Source organism: uncultured Psychrobacter sp. (assembly GCF_947500265.1).
Classification (GTDB): domain Bacteria; phylum Pseudomonadota; class Gammaproteobacteria; order Pseudomonadales; family Moraxellaceae; genus Psychrobacter.
Map to the genome: position 1 here is coordinate 40,703 of NZ_CANMRN010000004.1, position 24,765 is coordinate 65,467.

Genomic DNA, 24,765 nt, shown 5'->3' on the forward strand with positions numbered 1-24,765 from the left:
ATGAGTGCGTTACTATGTATCGACTTACACGCTATCTGCAACTGGAGAATCTTTTTTATGTCAAAATACACCATGCCAGATGATAATCAGCTTCAAAACAATGGCCAAGCAAGCTTCACTGTATTCGGTGTTGGTGGCGGCGGCGGTAATGCAGTTGAACATATGGTACAGCAAGGCATCAGAGGTGTAACGTTCGTTTGTGCCAATACAGATAAACAAGCGCTAGATCGTCTTACTGCACCGCATAAACTGCAACTAGGTGCAAAAACGAACCGTGGTCTAGGAGCTGGCGCAAATCCAGAAGTGGGTCGTGAAGCAGCAGAGAGCGAAGAAGAAGCGATTCGCGCATTGCTTGAGCACTCAGATATGGTATTTATCACTGCTGGTATGGGCGGCGGTACTGGTACAGGCGCAGCGCCAGTTGTTGCTCGTATTGCGAAAGAAATGGAAGTACTAACAGTTGCTGTTGTGACTACGCCATTCAAATTCGAAGGTGGTAAGCGTATCAAAGCTGCTAAAGCAGGTATTGAGCAGCTGACTAACTTTGTCGACTCAATTATCACGATTCCAAATGATAAGTTGATGAGTGTATACGGCAACATCTCTATGCAAGATGCTTTCAAAAAAGCGGATGATGTATTGCTGCATGCCGTTCAAGGTATTGCGGAAACCATCGCTAGCGAAGGTATGATCAATATTGACTTTAACGATATCCGTACGGCGATGACTGCGAAAGGTCATGCGATGATGGGTATTGGCCGTGCCAGCGGAGATGATCGTGCGCGTCAAGCGACTGAAAAAGCCATCAGATCACCACTACTTGATGATTTGCGTTTAGAAAATGCAAAAGGTCTACTGGTCAACGTTATTTCTTCAGAGTCATTGTCACTAGATGAGATGAGCAAAATCAGTGCAATAGTCGAAGAAATTACTGACATCGACGACGCTCACATTTTCTACGGTTCTGTAATTGATGAAAAAATGGGTGACGACTTACATGTAACCGTCATCGCAACTGGCTTAACGTTAGATGAAAACGCAGGTCAAGAGCCAGAAGTAGTAGAGCAGCCAGTACCTTCTGTTAATAGCACGCAACCTGTTGATCCTAACGTGCATACCAGCGCTTTAAACAGTCAGAAGCAGTCACAAGCTCAGCAGTATCAAGATAGCGTTGCACGTCCTAGCGCAAGTGCACCTCAAGAGCAGCCTAAGACTAAAACAAACAGTATCCAAGACTATTTAAAGCGTCAACAGAATAAATAGTACTTCTAATTTACTGTGAGTAAGAAAAAGCCAGCGTTTTGACGCTGGTTTTTTTGTGTTTAAGGAAAGGTGAAGCATTTGCGATAAGGAAAATTATGACAATTTTCTATGTAATATATATGTATATGACTGTCGAAACTTATGTGAGTCTCGTTGTTTTATAGCGTTAGATAGGCTATATAAAGTAAAAATCAGCAATAGAAAGTTGACGATAAGTGTTATCAATCAAGGAGATAAGAAAATTAGCGCTTTTTATATATAGCGAATAAGGGGTCGGTAGTGGTACACTATGTCAATTGTAACAAAATATGTGAGAAGACAACCATGAACCAAAGAACCATAAAAACAGCAATAGCCGTTACGGGTACTGGTCTACATAGTGGTCAGCCTGTTGACTTGGAGTTTCATCCACAGCCGATTGACACTGGTATTGTTTTCGAGCGCTCTGATATAGAAGGTAGTCAACCAATTCCAGCGAGTGCGTTTTTAGTACAAGACACGATGATGTCATCGAATTTAGTGTTTGGTGGTACGCGCGTGGGCACCGTTGAGCATCTGCTTAGTGCCATCGCTGGTCTAGGAGTAGACAATCTGTTAGTTCGGGTTTCTGCTTCAGAGATACCAATTATGGATGGTAGCGCTGCGCCTTTTGTTGCGCTCTTACTTGATGCAGGATTTTGTGAGCAAGAAGCGACCAAAAAGTTTATTAAAATTATACGTCCAGTACGAGTAAAGCTAGAAGATAAGTGGGCAGAGCTACGTCCTTATGAAGGGTATGAATTAAATTTCGAAATTGATTTTGATCATCCTGCGTTTGATAAGAACTTTCAGCATGCACAGTTGCAGTTCTCTACACAGAACTTCATCGAACAATTAAGCACTGCGCGTACTTTTGGATTTTTACGTGATATAGAAGCGCTACGTCAAAATAACCTAGCATTAGGTGGCAGTATGGAAAACGCCATCGTTATCGATGATGCCAACATACTTAATGCAGAAGGCTTACGTTTTAACGATGAGTTTGTCCGTCATAAAATTTTAGATGCTTTGGGAGATTTGCATCTGATTGGCTACCCAATTTTAGGTCGTTTTAATGCCTATAAGTCTGGTCATGCTCTGAATAATTTATTGGTACGTGAAATACTGTCTGACGAAGATAACTTTGAAATTGTAACTTTTGATGACAATGTAACCTGTCCTATCGAGTATTTACCGCTTAACGATTTGGTTATTGAAGGATAAATACAGGAATATACAGGAAGTATCGAAACATTTACGCAATATTACATAGACGGCTCATAATTACATTTATATAATATTCTATATTTTAAATATATCGTCTATATGAATATATGAATTTTCCGTTAAGGCCTATAATACAAAAGCTGTAGATGATTTTTAAGTCCTTTGTTAGTTATATCCATGATCTGGATGTAACTAACGGAGGATTTTTTTTGTCCAATGCATTACAAAAATCCATCTTTATCAATGCCATCACCTGCTCTTATTTACATAACTTTACATTTAACGGTCGGTATTTTTAATGATTAATCAAACGTAAAAGAGCTTTTTTGAGATTCTCATCAGTGGTGACATGCTCTGCGGCCTGTGATATAGTCCGTTTTGTGTTCTGGCTAAGCGCCTGATTTTCATTGGCTTTACGAGAATTTGGCAAGTGCAGTGATGATGTTGATGATTGTTTGGATGAATAATTATTGCCAGAGCTTTTAGCCACAACGACGCGAATTTGCTTGAGTTGTTTAAATGTAATTGACTGCTCTGTTAGTATTTGCAAATACGAGCTATGTAAATAGCGAATATGATTTGCTGCTGTCATTGAGCTAACACTTAATATCAACTGCTCAGGTGTTAAGCCTACAACCCAACAGGTATTGAGTATTTCTTCAGGTAGACAGTCTACCAATAGCTCTTTTATCTCGTTGGTTGCTTCTATATATAGGCGCATGTTATTAGCAAGGGTTTGAGGTAGCGCGCTACCAGCAAATGCTTGATGATCTATAAGCTGGGCAAGCCGATTAGGTTGTTTTTTTGACATCGTAAGTACTCATCTAATAGGTGACAAACTCGATACTCATAACAGACATGCTAAAAGCAATATATAGCAGATGGCTTATAAGATAGTTGACTAGGTGGGAGGTACTACTGGCACTAGTCACTATTTGAAAAGAATGAACCGTTGTAATAGGGATTTTATCACGTCTATTTGATGATTATATCCTCTAAATTAATTGATGCTTCGTTATGGATGACGAGCAGACTTGTATTAACAATAGGTAGTAAATTTATGAAACAAGCTTTATTAATTTTGTCAGTATTGGGAATGGGTATCGCACAGACGAGTGGTGCTGCCGAAACAACCTTTCAACCAAATAATACCTTGAGTCATACCATCACAAATATTTCTACTTCTGCGAACTATGGTTCTAGTCGCAACATCTATAGCACTAACAGTGGTGCCCATGTATATAGCAACGATGAGATCAGTCAAGCAATTGACAATCTAAGTGCTCATGCTAAGCAAAAAGAATATCAGCTCGCTTCACTGACCAGTCGTTTGTCTTACGAGCAGCGTCAGCAGCAAGCAAGCCGCGTACCTGACCGCAACTCTGCTCCTGCTATTGCAGCAGCAAATGCCTCTCGCGTCGCTCTATCTAGAAGCTCTGGCTACTGTGCTCGCTATGTACGTAAAGCATTACAATCAGCAGGTTACGAATTTACGCCTAACCCTTCAGCATATCAGTACGCCTCTCGTGGTACGCTAGCCCAAGCTGGCTTTACCAAAATCAGTAACGACATGGCACCACAAGTTGGTGATGTCGTTGTCTATAACCGCACGTCAAGCCGTCCACATGGTCATATTCAGATTTTTGATGGCAATGACTGGGTATCTGACTTCCGTCAAAACAGCATTAGCCCTTATAGCGGTACATACAGCTATACGACATGGCGTGATTCGCAGTATGTTGATGATGCATCAGATCGTGGTATCTACCTTGCGATGGCTGACAAATAAACATCGGTTAAATGAAGTAAGCATCAGTTAAATAGAACTAAAGTTTTCTCCAAACTCAGTAATGCTCTTTATGACATTACTGGGTTTTTTTTGTGCTTTAAACTGGGATGCCTAAGTGAGTGAAGCTCATATAACCAAATCAAAGCTCAAATTTTGGCCAATAGTCGCGATTGTGAAAATCAGGCGGGGAGGCATGACCCGAGGCAAAGTATAAAGCAGTTTCGCCAAACGATAAGATGACACAAGGATGTATTTGTTCGAGCCTCATGTTTGCAATAGCATATTGTTGATTCGGTAGTTGAGTTATAGGCAGGCTAAAGCTGCGCTCATAATGAGCAGGTGTCTGCACTACAGTTGGAGTGCTAGATAAATGGCTTTCTATTGATGTGGCTGTCAAATCCTTATGGTTATTCCAATTAATAGATGCGCATGTGGTTCCGTCGGTCTCATACAACGGTACTGGCGGTAGTGCCGCAGGGTTACGATAGCTCTCAAATTGATAAACAGCGTAACGGCCATCAGGGCTAGCATTAATCTCTATATAAGCAGTTGCTTGCTGAAATGGTATCTTGTGAGGTTCTGGCTGGTGAATTGCTACGATATCTTCGTTATCAAGCTTACAGCCATCAATCTCACTGCCAGCAATAAAACATTCAAGGCACGTTTCTTCCCATAGATAATCAGTGAAATTTACTTGAGTTTGTTGCCATGTTGGCCAATTGAGTTGGTTTGCTAGAAATTGGCTAGGCAGAGTTACTTGATAGGTCAGCACTAGTTGCAAAGCTGGTTGCTTGATGATCTCTACACTTACTTTGATAGAGATATTCTCTAGCTCTTCTATAGATACACCTAATTGCTGAGCGTCTTTCACTATTGTCTCGGTGGCTATACAGAGGTTAAAAGATTGGTTCATTATGAGTACATCTCGACGGTAATAATAAAGAGGTGATAGTGACAAGAGAAATCATACTAATTCAGGGCACTAATACTATATGGTAAGTATAACCGAGACTATCGGAAAACATAAAAGCCGCGAGCAAGATGCGTCGCGGCCTTTGTATTTCATTATCGTTTGGCTATGGTATAAGTGAACATAAAACTCAGTCACTTAAGTCTAGTCGGTCATGACATATTACTGTGCGTGACGTGCTAGGTTAGACAGTTTTGGGTTGGCATTTGGGTTTTTGCGTAGTAATAATGCCATACGACCAATAGAGTGAACCAAAGACGCATTAGCCGTTTTAGCAAGTTCAGCGCCAACGATGTCACGCTCTTCTTTCGTGCCAGCAGGCAATTTCACTTTGATAAGCTCATGATCTGTTAGCGCGCGATCGATTTCTTCAGTAATGGTTGGGGTAATACCTTTGTTGCCGATCATAACGATAGGCTTTAGCTCGTGACCGATGCCTTTTAGACGTTTGATGGTAGCGTTATCGAGTTGCATAGAATTCCTAGGTGTTGGTAAAAATAAAAATGGTACTGTCATAAACAGTTAGTGATCATTATAGATAATCTGTGACCATCTTGCATGAGATCAGCAGGATTTTGCACGATTTTACGTGACGAAAATGTTAAACTGAATGTTTGGTACATTATAAACGCTACTGCCTTATAAAACAGTTATTTAACCAATAGAATTTGGTCAGTTTGCAACCAACTATGAATAAAAAATCTGATTAACACCGTATTTAGAATAATCCGCAACGGATTAATATCAGTTTGTAAGTGATAGAGCAATTAAAGCAGCTAGATTTAGTAAAGCAATAGGAGCAGGTATTTTGGCCACGCGTATTGAAAACAAAAAACTATCAAAGAGCAGTAGTGCTTGGATGAAAGAGCATATTGACGATCATTATGTACAAAAAGCTCAAAAAGATGGCTACCGTGCCCGTGCCGCTTATAAGTTGTTAGAGATTAATGAAAAAACCAACCTGATCAAAAAAGGCATGACGGTCGTAGATTTGGGCAGTGCACCTGGTAGCTGGTCACAAGTTGCTGGTCGGTTGGTAGGTGATGATGGTATCTTGATTGCCTCTGATATTTTGGCGATGGACACTTTGCCTGATGTGACCTTCATTCAGGGTGATTTTCGTGAAGCTGAAGTGTTTGACGCCATTATGGCAGAAGTGGGTGATAGACAAGTCGACGTGGTATTGTCTGACATGGCACCCAATACTGCGGGAAATAGCGCTATCGATCAGCCACGTATGATGTACTTATGTGAGTTGGCAGTAGACTTCGCGCTCGCAACCTTACCAGAAGGTGGCGCACTTATTATGAAAGTGTTTCAAGGCGAGGGTACACAAGAATTACGCAAGCAGATGCAGCAGGATTTTAGTAAGATTCGTAGTATAAAGCCAGGTGCGTCACGACCACGCTCAAAAGAGATGTTTTGGATAGCGATTAAATAGTTTTAACATCAATAGGTTGCTGCTCTTGTAAGCGAGAGGGTAAACCACCATAAAGTGTTATTATCGCGATATAAAAGCTGCGTCAATTGTTAAATGAATAATCGTGAAACCTGCTTGAATTATGCGGGTTAGCACCATATATCATGGTATATTACCTTTGTTTTTAGCATACGTTTTAGGCAAAGTCGTCTGATAATAAGCGTTTTACAAGCTCAGTGATCGTATATCTATGTTTATCTCATAATGATTATTTATAAAAACAATTTTTAGGCTACCTATAAATCATATAAGTTTAATTTAGCAGTTTTTTATTATCAGGATATTCGTTAAAAATGAGCAATACGTTTATAGACGTCACGTGTTTAATAAACACACCAATAAGTAAGGGATGGGAATAACTAGTGAGCGACATGGTAAAAAATACCTTATTGTGGCTGGTGGTAATCGGCGTTTTGGTGCTGGTGTTTAGCGGCTTCGATCAATCCTCTGAGCCGGATAACCTTAACTACTCTGAGTTTGTGACCGCAGTGTCAGAAAACCAAGTAGCCAGTGTCGAGATCGACGGCGAACAGATCACCGGCGAAAAGAAAAATGGCTCATCTTTTGAGACCATTAGACCAGCTGTGTCAGATGACCAGCTCATGCCAATGCTACGTGAGAACCAAGTCGAAGTTCAAGGAACTGCACCAAAGCGCCAAAGCGTATTAATGCAACTACTGATAGCCAGCTTCCCAATTCTATTGATTATTGGTCTGTTCTTATTCTTTATGCGTAACATGCAGGGCGGCGCTGGCGGTAAAGGTGGCGGCCCAATGAGCTTTGGTAAATCGAAAGCAAAAATGCTAACTGAAGATCAAATCAACGTTAACTTCGAAGATGTAGCTGGTTGTGAAGAAGCCAAAGAAGAAGTTGTTGAAGTGGTTGAGTTCTTACGTGATCCAGACAAATTTACCAAACTGGGTGCAACGATTCCTCGTGGCATCTTGATGGTAGGTCCTCCAGGTACAGGTAAAACCTTGTTAGCGAGAGCTATTGCTGGTGAAGCTAAAGTGCCTTTCTTCTCAATTTCAGGTTCTGATTTTGTTGAAATGTTCGTCGGTGTTGGTGCATCACGTGTCCGTGATATGTTCGAACAGGCGAAGAAAAGCGCTCCTTGTATCATCTTTATTGATGAGATTGATGCAGTCGGTCGTCATCGTGGTTCCGGTATGGGCGGCGGTAATGATGAGCGTGAGCAGACATTGAACCAACTATTGGTTGAGATGGATGGTTTTGAAGGTAATGAAGGCGTTATTGTTATTGCCGCAACCAACCGTGCTGACGTGCTTGATAAAGCGTTACTTCGTCCAGGTCGTTTTGACCGTCAGGTACAAGTAGGCTTGCCGGATATCAAAGGCCGTGAGCAAATCTTGAAAGTCCATTTGAAGAAACTACCAAACACAATCAGTGTAGATGCAAGTTCTCTTGCTCGTGGTACGCCTGGATTCAGTGGTGCCCAGCTTGCCAACCTTGTAAACGAGGCTGCATTATTTGCCGCACGTCGTAACAAGACTAGCGTCGACATGAATGATTTTGAAGATGCAAAAGACAAGCTATATATGGGTCCAGAACGCAAGTCCATGGTGATACGTGAAGAAGAGCGCCGTGCCACTGCGTATCATGAAGCAGGTCATGCGCTAGTAGCTGAGCTATTGCCAGGTACAGATCCGGTGCATAAGGTTACTATTATGCCGCGTGGCTTTGCCCTTGGTGTCACTTGGCAGTTGCCTGAGCATGATCAGACCAGTATGTATAAGTCGAAAATGCTGAGCGACATTGCTATTTTGTTTGGTGGTCGTATCGCTGAAGAAGTGTTTATTAATCAGATGTCAACGGGTGCTTCAAACGACTTTGAACGCGCTACTAAAATGGCACGTGCGATGGTCACGAAGTACGGTATGTCTGATGCACTTGGTATCATGGTGTACGAAGATGACGACAACTCGCAAGGATATTTCGGCGGTGGTGGACGTACTATCTCTGAAGCTACTCAGCAGAAGGTCGATGAAGAAGTGCGTCGTATGCTAGAAGAGCAGTATGATATCGCTCGTGAATTGATTGAAGCCAACCAAGACAAAATGCATGCGATGGTTGATGCGCTTATGAATTGGGAAACTATTGATCGTGACCAGCTGCAAGATATTCTAGCAGGTGAAGAGCCACGTCCACCGAGAGTTTACCAGCATAACGAAGTAAACTTATCAAAAAATGACGTTAAAACAACGGGTGCTACTCCGCCTCCATTACCAGCGATGTAAGTGCTAGCATATTCGTGTTTGATAAAAAGCCCTTTATGATAAAGGGCTTTTTTATTGTCATCATTTTATGAAGGGTTTAGAACCCCATAAGATTTACTGGTATCATAAGCATAGATAATAATAAATAAAGCTGCATTATAAATTTACTTGTGATGGATTATTCATGTCATTATTCCAACCTTTACCCAACTATCAAGTGTCTAGTCGTGATAAAACTTTAGATTTATCGCAGCCGCATGTCATGGGCATCTTAAACGTAACGCCAGATTCATTTTCAGACGGTGGGCAGTTTAACGCAGTAGATAAAGCCGTTGCGCACTGTCAGCAGATGATAAATGAAGGCGCTACTATTATCGATATCGGTGGTGAATCTACTCGTCCAAATGCGCAAACTGTGGCAACTAAAGATGAGATACAACGAGTTGTGCCAGTGGTTCGAGCTATTCGTCAGCATTGTGGTGATGCCATTTGGCTATCGATTGATACTAGCAGCCCTGAAGTCATGCAGGCAGCATTTAATGAAGGTGCTGATATTTGGAACGATGTACGAGCACTGAAACGTACTGGTGCGGCAGAGCTGGCAGCTAAGCTTGATATACCTGTTATGCTAATGCATATGCGCGGTGAGCCAACGACAATGAATAATCTGGCACAGTATGATAATGTGATCGATGAAGTGCGTACAGAGCTGCTCGACCGTATTAACGAAGTAGTTAGCATCGGCGTCAAACGAAGCAATATTATTATCGACCCAGGTTTTGGTTTTGCTAAGAACTATGAGCATCACTGTGTATTACTAAGCCAGCTGAGCAGCTTACAAACATTAGGACTGCCAATGATGTTTGGCATTTCTCGTAAGCGTTTTTTAGCAGAAGTATTGACCAAAAGTGGTGCTGAAGCTGTGAGTACGACGCAAGCGGTAGAGCGTGATTCGGCAGGAACCGCAGCTGGGCTATTTGCCTTACAGCAAGGAGCAAGTATCATTCGTACGCATAATGTGGCGATGATGCAGCAAGCAGTGGCCTTATGGAGTCAACTGTCAGCATATCGTTGTTAAACTCATTCTACATGTCCGAATGCATAGTGAGATTTCAAGACTATAAATATTCTATACGCTATGCCTGATATTTTTTTCTAAACTATCTAAACCCGCAAAACTATATAACTTAATAAGAGTAAATCTATGACAAGTACAACTCAGCCAGAACCAACCAATGAACAGCGCCGTATCATTTATCAAGCTCGCCGCGGATTAAAAGAATTGGATTTTTATATTGATCCTTACGTCAAGGAGCTGTATCTGACAGCAGATGCTACTGAACAAGCAACATTTGCAGAAATGCTCACTCATGAAGACCCAGACTTACTAGACTACTTTACCAATCAAAATCGTCCAGAAGAGGACGACATCTGGGCATTGGTCAATAAGATAAAAACATGGCGCCATACCAAAGACTTGGTTTAGGTCTTAAGGAACAGGTCAGTACAATATCTAACGTTTCCCATGGTACGCTTATATGACGCCAGTAACTTCGCTACGTATTGATACAGCTATCAAGCCTGCCAGTTATGTACGCGCGCTGCTATATGTAGGCTTGACTGGCGTTATGATGATATTGGCATGGTTTGCATCTTTGACTTTGTGGCAGTATTTACTAATCTTAATAGTCTCGGCAGCAGTCGCAAGTTATCTGATTATATCGAGACCAATCCTATTACATATTAGTCAGCCAGCGCTCAGTCAGCGTGTCGATAAAGAATGGCAATTACTGATACGAGCGGGACGCGGCGATGAGTTATGGCAAGCAGAGTTGGTCGATATAAATCGCTATCAATGGGCGATGAGTGTCGAGTTCAATATCGTTGAGCCTTATCAAAGAACGTTTTCGACTACTATATTCCGCGACCAAGTGAATCACGAGCAATGGCGACGATTGAATATTTTAGCGAATACCAGTAAGGGTAATATTAGATAGCTGAGTATTTATGGAGCTTAGGTTTTTCCTTTTACGATGAGAAATCCCTACACGTCATAACAAAATAGCTATCTCAAAGGACAAAGAGGTTTGTTATATTAAAATCTGTTATATTAAAAATAGAAAATAAAACTCGTAATTCTGCTGTCCCGTTATTAAAGAACATATAGGCAGATATGAGGTTTCATAAATTTTAGCAGTATTTTTGTACTAAACAATACGATAAAAAGAGGAATAGATAATGAGCTTATTAGGGAATTTAGTGAGCCAAGTGGCACGTAGTGCAATGAATCCAGACGATGCTCAGCGCAATCCAGTTAACCAACGTACTGAAACACGGCAGACGGGCGGACTAGGTGATATTTTAGGTAGTGTGCTGGGCGGTGGCAGTCAGGCAGGTGGTTATAGCCCTCAACAAAATAGCCGTCAAGCAGATAATGGTTTTGGCTTAGACGACATCATTGGTGGTCTCACGGGCGGTAGTCAGCGCGGCGGTATGAGCTCAGGTGCTGGCGGACTAGGTGATATTTTAGGTAGTGTATTAGGTGGTCAGCGTACTAATAGTGGGTTTGGTGGTAAAGGTATGCTCGTTGCTGCATTGATGCCTATGGTGCTTAGCTGGATCAAACGTAATGGTGGTTTGAGTGGGGCGTTGTCAAAAATCACTGGTATTGGCTATGAAGGTCAAGCACGCTCTTGGATGAGTAATAACGAAGCAAACGATAATTTAAATCCAGACGAAATTAACCGTTTATTTGACGAAAACGAAATTCAGCAAGTAGCCGCTCATACTGGTGCTAATGAAACTGAGGTAAGACAGGGACTTGCTGAGCTATTGCCTGAGGTCATGAATCAGCTAACGCCTAATGGTAATCTAGATAATGAGTCTGAAGCCAATGAAGAGATAGATCAAATCATTAGCCAGCTATCTAGCCGTCTTGGTAATTTTAAGTAGTTTGTTCAAGTATTTTTGCAGCTTAGAATTCGAAAATTTCTAACTGAATACTTAAAAGTCATGTAGATTAAAATAATTGATAGTATTGATTAAAGGGCACGTTATATAACGTGCTCTTTTTTATGTCTATCACAAGAGCATGACTGTCGGTAAATACCGCTTGGCAGCGACAGGCTTGGCAGGGACAAGTGATAGTAATAGTAAGCCCTTAGAATCGTTCGTCTAGCGTCTCTGTTGTATGGTTAAGTGCGGCAAAGCAGATATCAGTATTAAACCCTCTATACTGTAAAAAACGTAGCTGCTTAGCTTTTTCCTTTTGCTCAACTGGTATCTCATTACCGTATTTTTTGGTACGTGCTATCACCGCCAGTTTCAGCCAATCCACACCATCGACTAGGTTGTCTGCATCATCATCTACAAACTCACTAAATTCATCAGACTCAGTATTTGCCAGATCGATTAGCTCATCGATGTTACCTGGCATAGCAATCTTCTTGCGATAGAATTCTTGTTTGATCCGACCACGTCCGCGGCCTTTGCGAATGTTCTCACGTATCAACATTAGGGTAGTGCGATAATCACTTTGATAACCTTTTTCTTCAAACTCATCGAGCAGTGCGTCAATTTTTTCTGGGTCTTGCTCTTTATCGATCAGCTTTTGCTTTAGCTCAGCCTTACCGTATTCACGGCGTGATAAATAATAAAATGCGAGCCAACGCAATCGACTTTCAGCTTTAATCGCATCGATTTCTGCTTGTTTTTGTTCAGGGGTTCGTAAGTAGGCTTTGAGCGCGGCTGGTATGTTATCGTTTTGGCTGTCTGTTTCACTATCATTGATAGCAAAAAACTCAGCTTCATGTTTTGAGTTTTTGGATAGCGGCTCAGTGCTACGACCATTATCTGTTGCTAAGCTGTTGTCAACTTCGTCATTATGAATGTCGAGTTTGACTTCTGCCAGCATCTCTTTGATGGTTTGTGCTTCAGGGGGTTGATATGTAGGGGTATCACTAGGCTCAGCGGTAAAATTGGCTGCTGGGTGAAAACGCTTTTTACGTTTTTTAGATTTAGAGTTCTTTTTTGACTTAGGAGAGGAGTCTTCGAAAAACGCTGTATCAATAGTAGCGTCATTCTTGACTGAATCATCTTTATTTGAGCGGGTAGTCCGTTTACTAGATTTCTCTCGTTTTTTATGCTCTTTCGTATGAGAGTTTTTGGACAGTTTTTTTGGTTTGCTATCAACAGAACTAGCTGAGTCGGCACCCGACTCAGCTAGAATTTCAGCTAAGGTTTTAATTTTCATAATGAATCATAGTTACTGACAACGGTTAATCATTAAACCATTATTGTACAGGTTCAGAAGCCTGTTCTGCTTCTTCAGTTTCGTCGGCTTTGCTATTTTTTTTCGTACCAAGCTTTTCGTCACGAATCTTGTCTTCAATTTCTTGAGCAATGGCAGGGTTCTCTTTTAAGAAAAGCACAGAGTTGGCTTTACCTTGACCGATTTTTTCGTCGCCATAGCTGTACCAAGAGCCTGCTTTGCCAACGGCTCCAATCTCCACGCCTAAGTCAATGACTTCGGCTAAGTGATTCGTACCTTCACCGTAAGTAATTTCAAACTCAGCTTGGCGGAAAGGTGGTGCCATTTTATTTTTAATGACTTTGACACGGGTCTGGTTACCGATGATTTCATCACCGTTTTTGACCGCACCAATACGGCGGATATCCATACGTACAGAGGCGTAGAATTTCAGCGCGTTACCACCAGTCGTAGTCTCAGGGCTACCGAACATAACACCGATTTTCATACGGATTTGGTTAATAAATACCACCATACAGTTAGAGCGTTTGGCGTTACCAGTGATTTTACGTAGGGCTTGGCTCATCAGACGCGCTTGCAGACCCATGTGTGAGTCGCCCATTTCACCTTCAATCTCGGCACGTGGTGTCAACGCAGCTACTGAGTCAATCACGATCATATCGATTGCGCCTGAGCGTACCAACATATCTGTAATTTCAAGTGCTTGCTCGCCATTGTCAGGCTGCGAGAGCAATAAGTCATCAGTGTTTACTCCAAGCTTGCGTGCATAAACAGGGTCGAGCGCATGCTCGGCATCTATAAAGGCACAGGTACCGCCTTGCTTTTGACATTCTGCAATAGCTTGCAGGGTCATTGTCGTCTTACCTGAGCTTTCTGGGCCGTAAATTTCAACGATACGGCCTTTTGGTAGACCGCCAATGCCAAGCGCAATGTCTAATCCTAGAGAGCCTGTAGAGACCACATCGACATCCATAATGGCCGAGTCGTCGCCTAGATGCATGATGGTGTTTTTACCAAATTGCTTTTCGATTTGACCTAATGCCGCTTTGAGGGCTTTGGCTTTATTGTCGTCCATATTGGATTCCTTGTTTTCGGTAGTTAAGTTGATGCTATAAATAAAATATTGGTACGGTTAAAACCTTTGGCAAACGCATACTGACTGTTATGAAGTCGGCAATTATTGTTTGGCTGTTTTATCGAAAAATAGGTTGTCACGTGACTGGTATAGATAGTAGTATCGAATGTATCGTTCTACTATACAGTAAAATTAAATAGCGAGAGAAGTAAAAATAAGTCCGTACTATACTGTCGTTATCGTTGTTTTTAAGTCAGACTTGGCATGCTAATTACTTGACTCAACTTCTTAACACTGTTGATTTGATAAGGTAATTATAACAAAAGCAAAGCACTATAATGAGCGTTGAGGGATGCTAGACGACACTATCTGTCGTATGGTATGAGGCTGAAAACTTGTAGAAAGGATGCGATAGGTCGCTGTTGTTTTGAACCTGATTATGACTGTGCTTGTCAATAGATTTAGGAGTTGTCCACAACAAATAAAAGGCTTATTTTCACTGATTGTGAAACATTATGAATAATTAAATTATTTTAGAAATTATTTAAAATAATTTTTTATGTGTGTGAATTTAATATAAGTATTTGATTTTAAAGGTTTTATAAATTGTACAAAAAATGAACGATTTTACCTTATCCTTTAAGTTGCTTAGCTATAAAGTTGTCAAGTAGTGACTTATGCACAGGGTTATCCACAGCTTATGGGGAGAACTCTGTAAAGCCTTATAATACATAAGTTTACGTAGATTATTAGTGCTAGGAACGGATTTTATATTTCGTTTCTAATCACTTTAGAGAAGCAGTTTTGTCTATAAACAACGCTATGAGCGCTATGTTTCACAAATTATAAATTTATCTTTTTTTATGCATAGTCATACTATAGGCATTAAAAGTCAGGAGTATGACTCAAGATATACACCTAAGATGTCAGTAGACATAGTTATGCATAGAATGTCTAGTATTTTTAGAGATATTTTCTATAGCTTATAGAAGGCCACAAAAAAGCGGCTACATCAGATAGCCGCTTTGTCAAAACACTTAAAAGTAGAGCTGTATTGATCAGTCTTTGATATAGATCAAATCCCAGACGCCATGCCCACGATCGAGGCCACGACGCTCAAACTTAGTCATTGGACGAAAGTCAGGACGCTCAGTGAAATTACCTGTACCTGCTTTGTTGGTCAATCCAGCGAAACCATCCAATACTTCAACCATCCAAAATGCATAATGCTCCCAGTCAGTTGCTGTATGGAACCAGCCGCCTTGTTTTAAGCTGCGTGTAACGATGGTCATACGTTCAGGACTGACAAAACGACGCTTATAGTGACGCTTCTTTTGCCATGGGTCAGGGAAGTATAGCTGAATACGGTCGATATGGTTTTCTGGTAGCTGCTTGAGCAATTGAATGGCATCACCATTGATGATTTTTACGTTGTTTAAATCTTGGGTGCCTGCCATATACGCACATTTACCAATACCAGGCTCATGTACTTCTACACCGACAAAATTACGAGTAGGGTCAGCGGCCGCCATTTCAATAAACGAATCACCCAAGCCAAAACCAATCTCTACCGTAAGCGGCGCATCTGGACCGTTAGGGCTATCAGCGAATAACGTACGTAGGTTGTCAATACCGGTAAGATCGCCATCACCAAAACTGTTGTTGACCAAATACTCAGAAAATTCTGGAGCAGTTAGTGCAAGCTCGGCGTTTTTGTTCATGTGCGTACGGCGCTTCATAAACGTATTGACGATGCGGATATGCTTGTCAGAGGTCGGTTCTACCTCTTGGTTGGTGCTGTTATCGATATCGATAGGCTCGCTTGTGCTATTAAGGGTTTGCTCATCAGTAGTATTGGTACTATTGACGTTGTCATTGATATCAGAATGTTGACTCATAGGATTCGTAAGGCTTAATTAGGTGGGTGATGTTTGCTTATTATAAGTTAAATCCATACAACTGTGAACGGACAATCCTATTTTCGCGTATTTGCTGGTCGGTGCTGTGGTTTCTCTATGTTACACACGGGTTTTAGCGTTATCATATAATGGTATTTTTCAAATGCTTTTTCTAAGAGTCAGTAAGTAGAGCGTGTTGCCATGTTATTTATCGAGACCGATTCACCGCCACCATTTTATCAAGAGTCGTTAACACCTACTAAACGTAAGCAGTTAGACAAGTGGTTCATCGGTAATCGTACCCAGCGTTATTATCTCAAACGTTTTGAGCAGTTTGATCAGCAAGGTTATCTGTCACCAAAATGGCATTGGGCTGCGTTTTTTATCACCTTTCCGTGGCTGCTATATCGCAAGCGCTATATGGATGCGATTGTCTATAGTGTCGCAGGGTGGTCTTTTATCCAGCTAAATGTGGCACTGGTGCTAGTTGCCTTTGAGTTTGTAGCGATGTCCTATGTACCAGATGCTTATCAGATGGCAACACGTATCGGTATTGCTGCCGTTATTTGGCTGTTTTGGTCGTTTATGGTGGCACGCTGGACTGATGCGTATTACTACCGTATGGCAAGGCGTGAGATCGCTGATGCGATAAATGATCATCCGCGAGATGAGTCAGCACAGAAGGCACATCTGAAAAGAGAAGGTGGCGTTAGCTTGTTCGGACTGGCATTAGGGTTTGGTTTTTTTGCGTTTTCGCTATTGGTAATTAAGGTGCAGTTTTTACCGATTATTGCCAAGCCAAAAGCAAACGAAGTGTTGTTTGATGCTTATGATATTGCAAAGAATGCCCAAAATCGAGTGGCGTTGATTTATCAACAGACAGGGCAGTGCCCAGTAAATTTGCCACTTAGTACCGAGCAGCAGCAAATACGCATGCATGTCGATACTCAGGCTGCTGGTGTGCCAGAAACTGACTGTGCGGTAGTGGCAACGATTCAGAACGTGACGTTTCCAATACGCTACTTAAACGAGCAGACGCTGGTCTTTTATCATATACCAGATAGTGATAACTGGGATTGCACCAGCTCACTGAATAAAAAACAAACCCCTAAAAACTGCATAGCTGATTAGGGGCTGCACTTCACGATTGTTTGTAGATGTTGCTAGTGCTGAGAGCTGATTCTTAGAGCTAATGCTTAGAGTCCGTTGCAGTATCATCCTTTTCCTCAACTGGTGTTGCTTGGCTCTTTAACGCTTCATAAAAATCGGTCAAATCCATTTTACGCGCTTTACCAATATCTTCGTCAAACAAGCTTTCAAGCTCAGCCATTGCTGATTGCGCGGATTCAATCATGCTGGCTTCATCATCGTAGATAGCTTGTTGGCGTTCTATCAAGTCATCATCATAATCACGGAACGTTTTTACTGTTTCTCGCGCTTTTTCTGGTGAGATACCTAATAACTGTAGTGATTCACGTGACATGTCCAAAGACGACAAATAAGTCTCACGCCAAATATGACGTACGCCAACTTCACGCAAACGATAATAGTGCTGACGATCTCGCGCTCTTGCTAATACAATCAGTTCAGGATAATTTTTACGTAAGTATTGAGCGGTGGTGATAGAGCGTTCTAAGTCATCGATGGCAAGAATAAACACTCGCGCTTTTTGAATACCTGCTGCTCGTAAAATCTCAGGGTTTTTCGGATCGCCATAATAGACTTGGTTACCGAATTTTCTTACAAAATCTACTCGGTTTGCGGAGCGTTCGATGGCGGTAAATTCGATATTATGCATGCGCAGTACACGGCCAATAATCTGACCGACACGGCCGAAGCCTGCAATAATGACCTGATGTTCATGATCGGGAATGGTATCGTATTCGCGGCTCGGCTTGCTCTTGGCAAATAGCGGCTCACCCACTTTTTCTAATAACAAGAATGCCAGAGGTGTTAGCGCCATCGAGATGGTAACGACTAAGTTAAGAGTATTGGCAAGTTCGGGACGCAAGACATTTTGGGCAGTAGCGACACTGAACAAGACGAAGGCAAACTCACCACCTTGGGCTAGGGTCACACCCAATCGGATACTGGTAGGCCAGCGATTGCCTGATACTTTGGCAATACCTGCAATCACTGCAAACTTGATAAACATCAAGGCGAGGGCACAGCCAATAATAAAGATGGGCTCTGCCAAAATGAGTTTGACGTCGGTAAGCATACCGACTGACATAAAGAATAGACCTAATAGCAACCCTTTAAAAGGTTCGATACTGGCTTCTAATTCGTGACGATACTCAGAATCAGCGAGCAACACACCTGTCAAAAATGCACCTAATGCCATTGATAGACCGATTTGACCCATCAAGATAGACACGCCCATCACGATAAATAGCGCGACCGCTGTCAGTAGTTCTGATGCACCACTGGAAGCCACAAATTTAAAGAAGGGTCGAACCACGTAACGGCTGGCAAAAATCAGACCGGCAAAGACAGCAAATACCTTACCAAAATAAATTAAATCGTAGCTTTGCTCACGCACCCCTGATAAGAACGGAATGACTGCTAATAATGGAATGACCGCAATATCTTGGAATAATAAGATAGTAAAAGCTTCTCGACCATGGGTGCTTGAAAGCTGCTGCTTTTCAGTCAGTATCTGTAGTACAAACGCGGTAGAAGATAGAGCTAAACCAAAACCAACGATAAAGGCAGTATCTAGTTGTAAGGAGAAAAACTGATGTAATAGCCACATCAGTAGCGTACCAGTCAAACCGACCTGCAAACCGCCCAATACAAATATAGAGCGGCGTAATGCCCAGAGACGCGAAGGCTGGAGTTCAAGCCCGATAATAAACAGCAGCATGACCACGCCAAACTCTGAAAAGTGCAATAGACTTTCAGCGTCGCCTGCCACATCCAAGCCACTTGGGCCCAATATGAGTCCAGTGATGAGGTAGCCTAAAACTGTTGCAATGCCGAAGCGTTTACCGAGAGGGACAAAGAGCAATGCTGCTCCCAAAAAAATAGTGGCTTGCAACATGAGATTTGGTGAGCCGGCGGCGGCAGCAAACATCTGGGCTCCTTAAAAATTTGAATAAAATATACAATATAAAATGGACGTGACTAAAATCAGTATGACTAAAACGATATCGCGCTAGTATCGATTATTTTTTGCGATAAATTTTCCACACACCATTGTCTGCAAGCGGATTATTATAAGCATCGTTGCGGCGTTTACGCGGTGTCTGGCGACTATCTACAATCTTAAAGTCAGGCAGGGCATGTACAATAAGACCAGTACGATAAAAGCGTACTCGCTCAGGCTCTAGCATTTCGCCCTTACTATCACGACAAAAAACATAAGCACGCAGATCGATAAATTCACGGTGCGCTACCAGTCGCGCTTCCTCGTCATTTTCTAGCACTGCTGTCATGCGCTCAATTTCATCATCCGTATATTGACCACATTTATCAGTCAGGGCGCCTACTGATCCAAAGCTTTTAGATTCTTTAGCGCGTGTCTTAGTTAAATGTAGACGCTGAACGTGATAGATGAATTGTGGTATTTCAAGGCTGGCAGGGAGCGGTAGATAGTCAGGTGGCATATTGGCTGCTGGATAAAAGTCCTTTGCACGCTCAAGTAGATTTTGCCAACGTTGCTGATAGGTTTGGACTTCGGCTAAGTTGCCTTCATAAATAGGCATATCACGGATTTGGCGCAAAATATCAGGTGGAAACTGTTCATTACGAAAGTTTGCAATGTCTTCTTGCAGCGTTGATAACAAAACTTTGGCGTGTTTTTTGCCATCTTTTGATGCAGGATCATCGATATAGTCTGGGGCGACAAAGGGTGCTGAGCGTCTAGACATAGTGTTGTATCATCAATAGATAGAGTGAAAATACCAAAAAGTATGATTATAAAAATTAACTGGGGTGCTAAACAAAACTTTATAATAGTTATTATAACCACATAAGCCGATTCGGACTTAAGTTTTTTAAATTGAATAAAGCAAAATTTTGTCGTAAACCACGACTGCTTTAATGTGATCTAGATTCTAGTTCTAATTCTACGTAACTTTTAGTATGAGCCAGCATCAGATGCCTATACTTGTATTTGCTAAGTTATAATTCGAATTACTGATCTCTTTATTCAATCATTGAGCTGAAAATGTATCATCAATGATTATGACCAATATGACTATTACCATCAGGTAGCTGTCCCGAAATATCACAGACCAATGCATCGCTATGTGAGATATTCTGCGGGTGAGACGAGCTTTCGACCTGAATAGTAGCATGGTGAATACCAAGCTCCAGCAGTCTTTGCTCGAGACTGGCAATTAGAATATTTGATTCATGGATACTCATCTCACCATCCACTACTACGTGACAAGAGAGTGCATTAAGTCCGCTAGTAATACTCCAAACATGTAGGTCATGTACCTTTTGTACTTGAGAGTCTTCGAGTAATTTTTGCTCCACATCGACTAGCGATATATTGGCAGGCGTCCCTTCCATTAATATATGCACAGAATCACGTACGACGCGGTAGCCACTGATTAAAATAAGTACAGCAACGATTACTGATGCCACTGCGTCTGCCCATACCCAACCAAAACCCATCATGAGCAGTGCAGCGATAATCGCAGCCACTGACCCTAACAAATCGCTCAATACGTGCAAATAGGCGCTTTGCATATTGAGGTTAACGGGTTCTGCATTATTAGGTTTCTGCTCTGTGACCTTGGCATCATCCGTACCATGACTATGATTATGGCCGTGTGACTCGCCACCTTGACTACCTCGGTGCATTAGCCAAGCGACCAGAATATTAATCAGCATACCGATAGTCGCCACGATAAGCATGCCTTGGGTCGCAATTTCTGGCGGTGAGTTAAAGCGTTTAATCGCTTCATAAAAAATCATCAAAGCGATTATGACAAGTGTTGCACCATTTACCGTAGCAACTAATATCTCAAAGCGCTTGTAGCCGAAAGTTTTCTGGTGGGTGGCTGCTTTTTCGCCAATTTTAAATGCGACCAAAGTGGCGCCAAGCGCTATCGCATCGCTTAACATATGCCCTGCATCAGATAGCAAGGCTAAACTACCGGTAAGCCAACCACCAATGGCTTCGATAAACATATAACCAGTAATGATAATAAAGCTGAACAGCAAGGTACGCTGATAGCCTTTGGTATCTCGTGCTGTGGTTGTTTGTTCTAGATGCTCATCATGATCGTGATGGCCTTGATTTTCTTGAGTGTAGTTATTTTCTTCATCTTCGCGAACGTACTTAGGCACATCCGTATTATCATGCTGTTGGCTATGATTGTGCTCGTCAGAGTTTGGATTATTTGGATTCATAATAATACTCAAATTCGCTGATAGTTGCGTTCGATAGATGGTGCTTACTGATAAGTGATGCTTGCTATGGGTAAAGTAGGCATAGAGCCTTTATCGCATACCATTTGATAGTTATAAATTTAACATAGCCAAGCATGAGAAGCTGTAACGACGAAGTAAACATAATGAGAGGAGAAGCAGAAAGATATGCACCCATTTGTTGAGAGCTGAATGAGAATTACCAACCGACAGGATCAATGTCCAAAGTAAGCTTAAGGTATTTAGCGCTTGGTAGGGCAAGCACTGGCTGCCACCACTGTCCTAACACATGGTGCAATTGACGACGGTCTTTAGCCAGTAGCAAAAGCTGTGCATGGTAGCGGCTGTTCTTTTTACTCATGGGCGCATCAATAGGACCGAGAACAGCGAGGTTATGAGCATTAGGCAAATGCGCAATAGCATCCTTGAGCGCTTGAGTAGTAGCTACCAATGTTTTGCCTTCACAGCGTATCAATGCCGCATGTCGATGAGGAGGCAAGCCCATCATTTGACGCTCTTGCAATAACTCGCGCGCGAATGACAAGTAGCCGTCTTTGACCAGTTTTAATAGTAACTCGTTATCAGGTTGCAACGTTTGAATCAATACGCGGCCAGCTTTGTCACCTCGACCAGCACGGCCAGCCACCTGAATCATGAGCTGTGCGGTATGCTCTGGTGAGCGAAAGTCTGCTGATAAAAATCCGCGATCGGCATTGGGTAAGCAAACCAACGTAACGTTGGGGAAGTGATGACCTTTGGCAACCATCTGTGTACCGACCAATATGGCAGGGTTGCCTTTATTAATTTGCTCATAAATGTTTTCCCAGCTGTCTTTACGTCTTGTGGTATCACGGTCTATTTGAATAATTGGATAGAGCTCTTTGCTGGTTTGGGGATTAGCAAAGATTGCGTGTAGATTTTCGCTGAGCCTTGTCGTTCCCATACCTTTGGCATCCAGATTTTGACTGCCACAATCAGGGCATACGGTAGGGATATAGGCTTGCCAATCGCAATGATGGCATTTTAAGTGAGAGTTGCTTGAATAACTGTTTCGCTGGGATTGGCTATTGTAGTGAACGGTCAGGTGAGCGTCACAGCGCGGACAATCAGCTTGCCAGCCACAAGCTTCACACAATAGAACAGGCGCATAGCCACGACGATTTAAAAATATCAATACCTGATCACCGGCTTCTAGCGTTTGCCGTATCGCCCCGATCATGGCATCCGTCAGCCCTGTATCATAGCGCGCACCATCATCTTGAGCCTGTTGATGGGTACTTTGCAAGCGAGCATCGATCAGCTGCATGGTTGCAGGCTTGGCATTACCTGGACGAGTAAGCAGTTGGTATTCTGATAGTTTGCCATCATCGACCAATTTTAAATGCTCAAGAGAAGGTGTGGCAGTACCAAGTATCACTGGGATTTTGTACTGCAAACCTCGATAGAGAGCGACATCAGCGGCATGATAACGTAACGTGTCTTGTTGCTTATACGAGCCATCATGCGCCTCATCAACAACAATCAAGCCTAAGTCTGCAAACGGATATAACACAGCTGAACGTGTACCGATCACGATTTGTGCATGACCCGTGCGACAGTCTTGCCAACCTTGTAAGCGATGAGTATTGGTCATGCCAGAGTGCAATAGCACAATGTGGGCTGCGAACCGACTGGCAAATCTTGCCCGCGTTTGCGGTGTGAGGCCAATCTCTGGTACCAAAATAAGAACCTGTTTACCAGCCTCTAGTACAGCTTGCATCGCTTGCAGATAAACTTCGGTTTTACCACTACCAGTAATACCGTTGAGCAGAAAACCAGTATAAGTATCGGACTTATGGGCAGCGATAATAGCGTCAACCGCAAGTTTCTGCTCATCATTGAGATCAAGTGGCATTTTTGCCAGTTTGACTGGAGTAGGTGCTTGTTTTGGCTGAATATAGCGCTCAACTAATCCTTTATCTTCTAGCGTCTTTAAAAATGCTCGTTGCATCCCTTCTAGTAGCAATACATCTTCGCTTGCACCGTGCTGACCATGTAGCTTTAGCATATCGAACTGCTGCTTTTGTTTCTTAGCATTGGCTCGAAAATCATCATCAGTGATATGAGGCAAAATCCGCCAATGGGTAATCAGCAAGTCTAATGGTTTGCCTTGACGGACAAGGCTTGGCAGGATAACTGCTAACACGTCGCCAAGCGGATAGTGGTAATAGCGGGCTAACCAATAGGCAAGCTTGAGCATGCCAGCGTCCAAAATAGGCTCAGCATCTAGACATTTATTAATGGGTTTGATCTTATTAGCAGGTACGCTGCTATCGTCTTGTGAAATATGAGCAATCACAATGCCAATCAGAGTCTGACGACCAAACGAAACCTCAACACGGCTGCCGATTTGCGGTATCGCACTGTTTGGCAAAGTAAGCATATCAGCTGGTAGGCTATAGTCAAACACCCGATAAAGGGGAACGGGCAGAGCAACTTGTACCAACATAAACGGCTTCGCAGTCTTATTAGGTGAATATGAGTTCAGAATAATAGAACGGAGACCAATAAGCTTAGCATGATGCTAAGCTTATTGTGATATAACTTATAGGCTGTTGCTAAAATTAGCACTGAATAATTAGGCTTAACAATTAGCACCTAATATTAAGCATTCGATATCGTCTTATTCGATATAAAGAATAGACTCGATTTCTACCACACCACCTTTAGGTAGAGCAGCTACTTGGACGGCAGCGCGGGCAGGATATGGCTCGCTTAGATTGGCGACAAACACTTCATTTAAAACAGCAAAATCACTTAAATCCGTCAAAGATACGTTGAATTTGACCACGTCATTTAGACTGCCACCAGCTGCTTCACAGATAGCTTTGATGTTTTCAAATACTTGCTCAGCCTGTGCTTTAAAACCTTCTCTTAGTTCCATCGTGTCAGGATCAAAACCAAGCTGACCTGAGATATAAACAGTATTGCCGACTTTTACAGCTTGTGAATAGGTGCCGACCGCTGCAGGTGCTTTATCAGTTTGGATAGTTTGACGAGTCATGGGGTGTCCCTTTTATATTTTATGTGAGTGATTCATTGCTACTAGAATAGCAGTTCTATTTTAGCTATTTGCATCACAATTATAGCAGTGATGCAAATCAGCAAATGCGC

Annotated in this window: 21 protein-coding genes; 10 read left to right on the forward strand and 11 right to left on the reverse strand. The window is 42.2% G+C overall.

Going from position 1 to position 24,765, the window contains the following annotated elements:
* Positions 1-57 precede the first annotated feature (57 nt).
* Positions 58-1,263 (forward strand): cell division protein FtsZ, encoded by a 1,206-nt coding sequence (gene ftsZ, locus Q0788_RS07220; protein WP_057761433.1) that lies wholly within the window; start codon positions 58-60, stop codon positions 1,261-1,263.
* A 324-nt stretch (positions 1,264-1,587) separates the two neighbouring features.
* Positions 1,588-2,505, forward strand: a complete 918-nt coding sequence (lpxC, locus tag Q0788_RS07225; protein ID WP_298809133.1) for a UDP-3-O-acyl-N-acetylglucosamine deacetylase — start codon at positions 1,588-1,590, stop codon at positions 2,503-2,505.
* A gap of 298 nt (positions 2,506-2,803) precedes the next feature.
* On the opposite strand, the gene Q0788_RS07230 is transcribed toward lpxC, so the two are convergent.
* Positions 2,804-3,319: a hypothetical protein gene (locus Q0788_RS07230; RefSeq protein WP_298809136.1), complete on the reverse strand. Its 516-nt coding sequence runs from the start codon at positions 3,317-3,319 to the stop codon at positions 2,804-2,806.
* Between the two features lie 249 nt (positions 3,320-3,568).
* On the opposite strand from Q0788_RS07230, the gene Q0788_RS07235 reads away from it, so the two are divergent.
* Positions 3,569-4,297 carry a CHAP domain-containing protein gene (locus tag Q0788_RS07235; RefSeq protein ID WP_160022325.1) on the forward strand — a complete coding sequence of 243 codons (729 nt, stop codon included), beginning with the start codon at positions 3,569-3,571 and terminating at the stop codon, positions 4,295-4,297.
* A 139-nt stretch (positions 4,298-4,436) separates the two neighbouring features.
* Here Q0788_RS07235 and Q0788_RS07240 read toward each other — a convergent pair whose 3' ends face one another.
* Both Q0788_RS07240 and Q0788_RS07245 read right to left on the reverse strand, forming a co-directional pair.
* Positions 4,437-5,210, reverse strand: a complete 774-nt coding sequence (locus Q0788_RS07240; RefSeq protein WP_298809139.1) for a hypothetical protein — start codon at positions 5,208-5,210, stop codon at positions 4,437-4,439.
* A gap of 219 nt (positions 5,211-5,429) precedes the next feature.
* A complete protein-coding gene (locus tag Q0788_RS07245; protein ID WP_298809141.1) occupies positions 5,430-5,741 on the reverse strand; it encodes a YhbY family RNA-binding protein in 312 nt (103 codons plus the stop codon).
* Positions 5,742-6,075: 334 nt separating this feature from the next.
* Here Q0788_RS07245 and Q0788_RS07250 point away from each other — a divergent pair, with 334 nt between their 5' ends.
* From Q0788_RS07250 to Q0788_RS07275, 6 genes are all read left to right on the forward strand, one after another.
* On the forward strand, positions 6,076-6,708 hold the full coding sequence (locus Q0788_RS07250) for an SAM-dependent methyltransferase (RefSeq protein WP_057761424.1): 633 nt from the start codon (positions 6,076-6,078) through the stop codon (positions 6,706-6,708).
* A 401-nt stretch (positions 6,709-7,109) separates the two neighbouring features.
* Entirely contained in the window at positions 7,110-9,005 is a 1,896-nt protein-coding gene (gene ftsH / locus Q0788_RS07255) for an ATP-dependent zinc metalloprotease FtsH (protein ID WP_057761422.1), read from the forward strand.
* A gap of 163 nt (positions 9,006-9,168) precedes the next feature.
* Complete coding sequence (gene folP / locus Q0788_RS07260; RefSeq protein ID WP_298809145.1) at positions 9,169-10,062, forward strand: dihydropteroate synthase; 894 nt, start codon at positions 9,169-9,171, stop codon at positions 10,060-10,062.
* 126 nt (positions 10,063-10,188) lie between these two features.
* Positions 10,189-10,470, forward strand: a complete 282-nt coding sequence (locus tag Q0788_RS07265) for a succinate dehydrogenase assembly factor 2 (protein WP_057761419.1) — start codon at positions 10,189-10,191, stop codon at positions 10,468-10,470.
* 52 nt (positions 10,471-10,522) lie between these two features.
* Positions 10,523-10,981: a hypothetical protein gene (locus tag Q0788_RS07270; protein ID WP_298809147.1), complete on the forward strand. Its 459-nt coding sequence runs from the start codon at positions 10,523-10,525 to the stop codon at positions 10,979-10,981.
* A gap of 241 nt (positions 10,982-11,222) precedes the next feature.
* Positions 11,223-11,936, forward strand: a complete 714-nt coding sequence (locus Q0788_RS07275) for a YidB family protein (protein WP_298809150.1) — start codon at positions 11,223-11,225, stop codon at positions 11,934-11,936.
* Positions 11,937-12,144: 208 nt separating this feature from the next.
* Here Q0788_RS07275 and Q0788_RS07280 read toward each other — a convergent pair whose 3' ends face one another.
* The 3 genes from Q0788_RS07280 to trmB form a co-directional block, all read right to left on the reverse strand.
* Positions 12,145-13,236 carry a regulatory protein RecX gene (locus Q0788_RS07280; protein ID WP_290178793.1) on the reverse strand — a complete coding sequence of 364 codons (1,092 nt, stop codon included), beginning with the start codon at positions 13,234-13,236 and terminating at the stop codon, positions 12,145-12,147.
* A 40-nt stretch (positions 13,237-13,276) separates the two neighbouring features.
* Positions 13,277-14,329: a recombinase RecA gene (gene recA / locus Q0788_RS07285; RefSeq protein WP_101205782.1), complete on the reverse strand. Its 1,053-nt coding sequence runs from the start codon at positions 14,327-14,329 to the stop codon at positions 13,277-13,279.
* 1,058 nt (positions 14,330-15,387) lie between these two features.
* On the reverse strand, positions 15,388-16,227 hold the full coding sequence (gene trmB, locus Q0788_RS07290) for a tRNA (guanosine(46)-N7)-methyltransferase TrmB (RefSeq protein ID WP_298809154.1): 840 nt from the start codon (positions 16,225-16,227) through the stop codon (positions 15,388-15,390).
* 201 nt (positions 16,228-16,428) lie between these two features.
* Here trmB and Q0788_RS07295 point away from each other — a divergent pair, with 201 nt between their 5' ends.
* A complete protein-coding gene (locus tag Q0788_RS07295; protein ID WP_298809157.1) occupies positions 16,429-17,358 on the forward strand; it encodes a DUF2628 domain-containing protein in 930 nt (309 codons plus the stop codon).
* A gap of 58 nt (positions 17,359-17,416) precedes the next feature.
* Here the strand turns inward: Q0788_RS07295 and Q0788_RS07300 are convergent, their stop codons facing one another.
* The 5 genes from Q0788_RS07300 to Q0788_RS07320 form a co-directional block, all read right to left on the reverse strand.
* A complete protein-coding gene (locus Q0788_RS07300; RefSeq protein WP_114700593.1) occupies positions 17,417-19,303 on the reverse strand; it encodes a monovalent cation:proton antiporter-2 (CPA2) family protein in 1,887 nt (628 codons plus the stop codon).
* Positions 19,304-19,394: 91 nt separating this feature from the next.
* Complete coding sequence (locus tag Q0788_RS07305) at positions 19,395-20,099, reverse strand: hypothetical protein (RefSeq protein WP_102091894.1); 705 nt, start codon at positions 20,097-20,099, stop codon at positions 19,395-19,397.
* Between the two features lie 307 nt (positions 20,100-20,406).
* A complete protein-coding gene (locus tag Q0788_RS07310; protein WP_298809160.1) occupies positions 20,407-21,594 on the reverse strand; it encodes a cation diffusion facilitator family transporter in 1,188 nt (395 codons plus the stop codon).
* A 217-nt stretch (positions 21,595-21,811) separates the two neighbouring features.
* Positions 21,812-24,100: a primosomal protein N' gene (locus tag Q0788_RS07315; RefSeq protein ID WP_298809162.1), complete on the reverse strand. Its 2,289-nt coding sequence runs from the start codon at positions 24,098-24,100 to the stop codon at positions 21,812-21,814.
* A gap of 174 nt (positions 24,101-24,274) precedes the next feature.
* Positions 24,275-24,655 carry a RidA family protein gene (locus Q0788_RS07320; protein ID WP_057761400.1) on the reverse strand — a complete coding sequence of 127 codons (381 nt, stop codon included), beginning with the start codon at positions 24,653-24,655 and terminating at the stop codon, positions 24,275-24,277.
* Between the last annotated feature and the right edge of the window lie 110 nt (positions 24,656-24,765).

Excerpts from the sequence above, each read along its gene's own strand:
- Q0788_RS07320 (WP_057761400.1), bottom strand. The coding sequence starts at position 24,655 with ATGACTCGTCAAACTATCCAAACTGATAAAGCACCTGCAGCGGTCGGC.
- Q0788_RS07295 (WP_298809157.1), top strand. The coding sequence starts at position 16,429 with ATGTTATTTATCGAGACCGATTCACCGCCACCATTTTATCAAGAGTCG.
- Q0788_RS07230 (WP_298809136.1), bottom strand. The coding sequence starts at position 3,319 with ATGTCAAAAAAACAACCTAATCGGCTTGCCCAGCTTATAGATCATCAA.
- Q0788_RS07245 (WP_298809141.1), bottom strand. The coding sequence starts at position 5,741 with ATGCAACTCGATAACGCTACCATCAAACGTCTAAAAGGCATCGGTCAC.
- Q0788_RS07310 (WP_298809160.1), bottom strand. The coding sequence starts at position 21,594 with ATGAATCCAAATAATCCAAACTCTGACGAGCACAATCATAGCCAACAG.
- Q0788_RS07235 (WP_160022325.1), top strand. The coding sequence starts at position 3,569 with ATGAAACAAGCTTTATTAATTTTGTCAGTATTGGGAATGGGTATCGCA.
- Q0788_RS07240 (WP_298809139.1), bottom strand. The coding sequence starts at position 5,210 with ATGAACCAATCTTTTAACCTCTGTATAGCCACCGAGACAATAGTGAAA.
- trmB (WP_298809154.1), bottom strand. The coding sequence starts at position 16,227 with ATGAGTCAACATTCTGATATCAATGACAACGTCAATAGTACCAATACT.
- Q0788_RS07280 (WP_290178793.1), bottom strand. The coding sequence starts at position 13,236 with ATGAAAATTAAAACCTTAGCTGAAATTCTAGCTGAGTCGGGTGCCGAC.
- Q0788_RS07305 (WP_102091894.1), bottom strand. The coding sequence starts at position 20,099 with ATGTCTAGACGCTCAGCACCCTTTGTCGCCCCAGACTATATCGATGAT.
- Q0788_RS07265 (WP_057761419.1), top strand. The coding sequence starts at position 10,189 with ATGACAAGTACAACTCAGCCAGAACCAACCAATGAACAGCGCCGTATC.
- Q0788_RS07315 (WP_298809162.1), bottom strand. The coding sequence starts at position 24,100 with ATGTTGGTACAAGTTGCTCTGCCCGTTCCCCTTTATCGGGTGTTTGAC.
- lpxC (WP_298809133.1), top strand. The coding sequence starts at position 1,588 with ATGAACCAAAGAACCATAAAAACAGCAATAGCCGTTACGGGTACTGGT.
- Q0788_RS07300 (WP_114700593.1), bottom strand. The coding sequence starts at position 19,303 with ATGTTTGCTGCCGCCGCCGGCTCACCAAATCTCATGTTGCAAGCCACT.
- folP (WP_298809145.1), top strand. The coding sequence starts at position 9,169 with ATGTCATTATTCCAACCTTTACCCAACTATCAAGTGTCTAGTCGTGAT.
- ftsZ (WP_057761433.1), top strand. The coding sequence starts at position 58 with ATGTCAAAATACACCATGCCAGATGATAATCAGCTTCAAAACAATGGC.
- Q0788_RS07275 (WP_298809150.1), top strand. The coding sequence starts at position 11,223 with ATGAGCTTATTAGGGAATTTAGTGAGCCAAGTGGCACGTAGTGCAATG.
- Q0788_RS07270 (WP_298809147.1), top strand. The coding sequence starts at position 10,523 with ATGACGCCAGTAACTTCGCTACGTATTGATACAGCTATCAAGCCTGCC.
- recA (WP_101205782.1), bottom strand. The coding sequence starts at position 14,329 with ATGGACGACAATAAAGCCAAAGCCCTCAAAGCGGCATTAGGTCAAATC.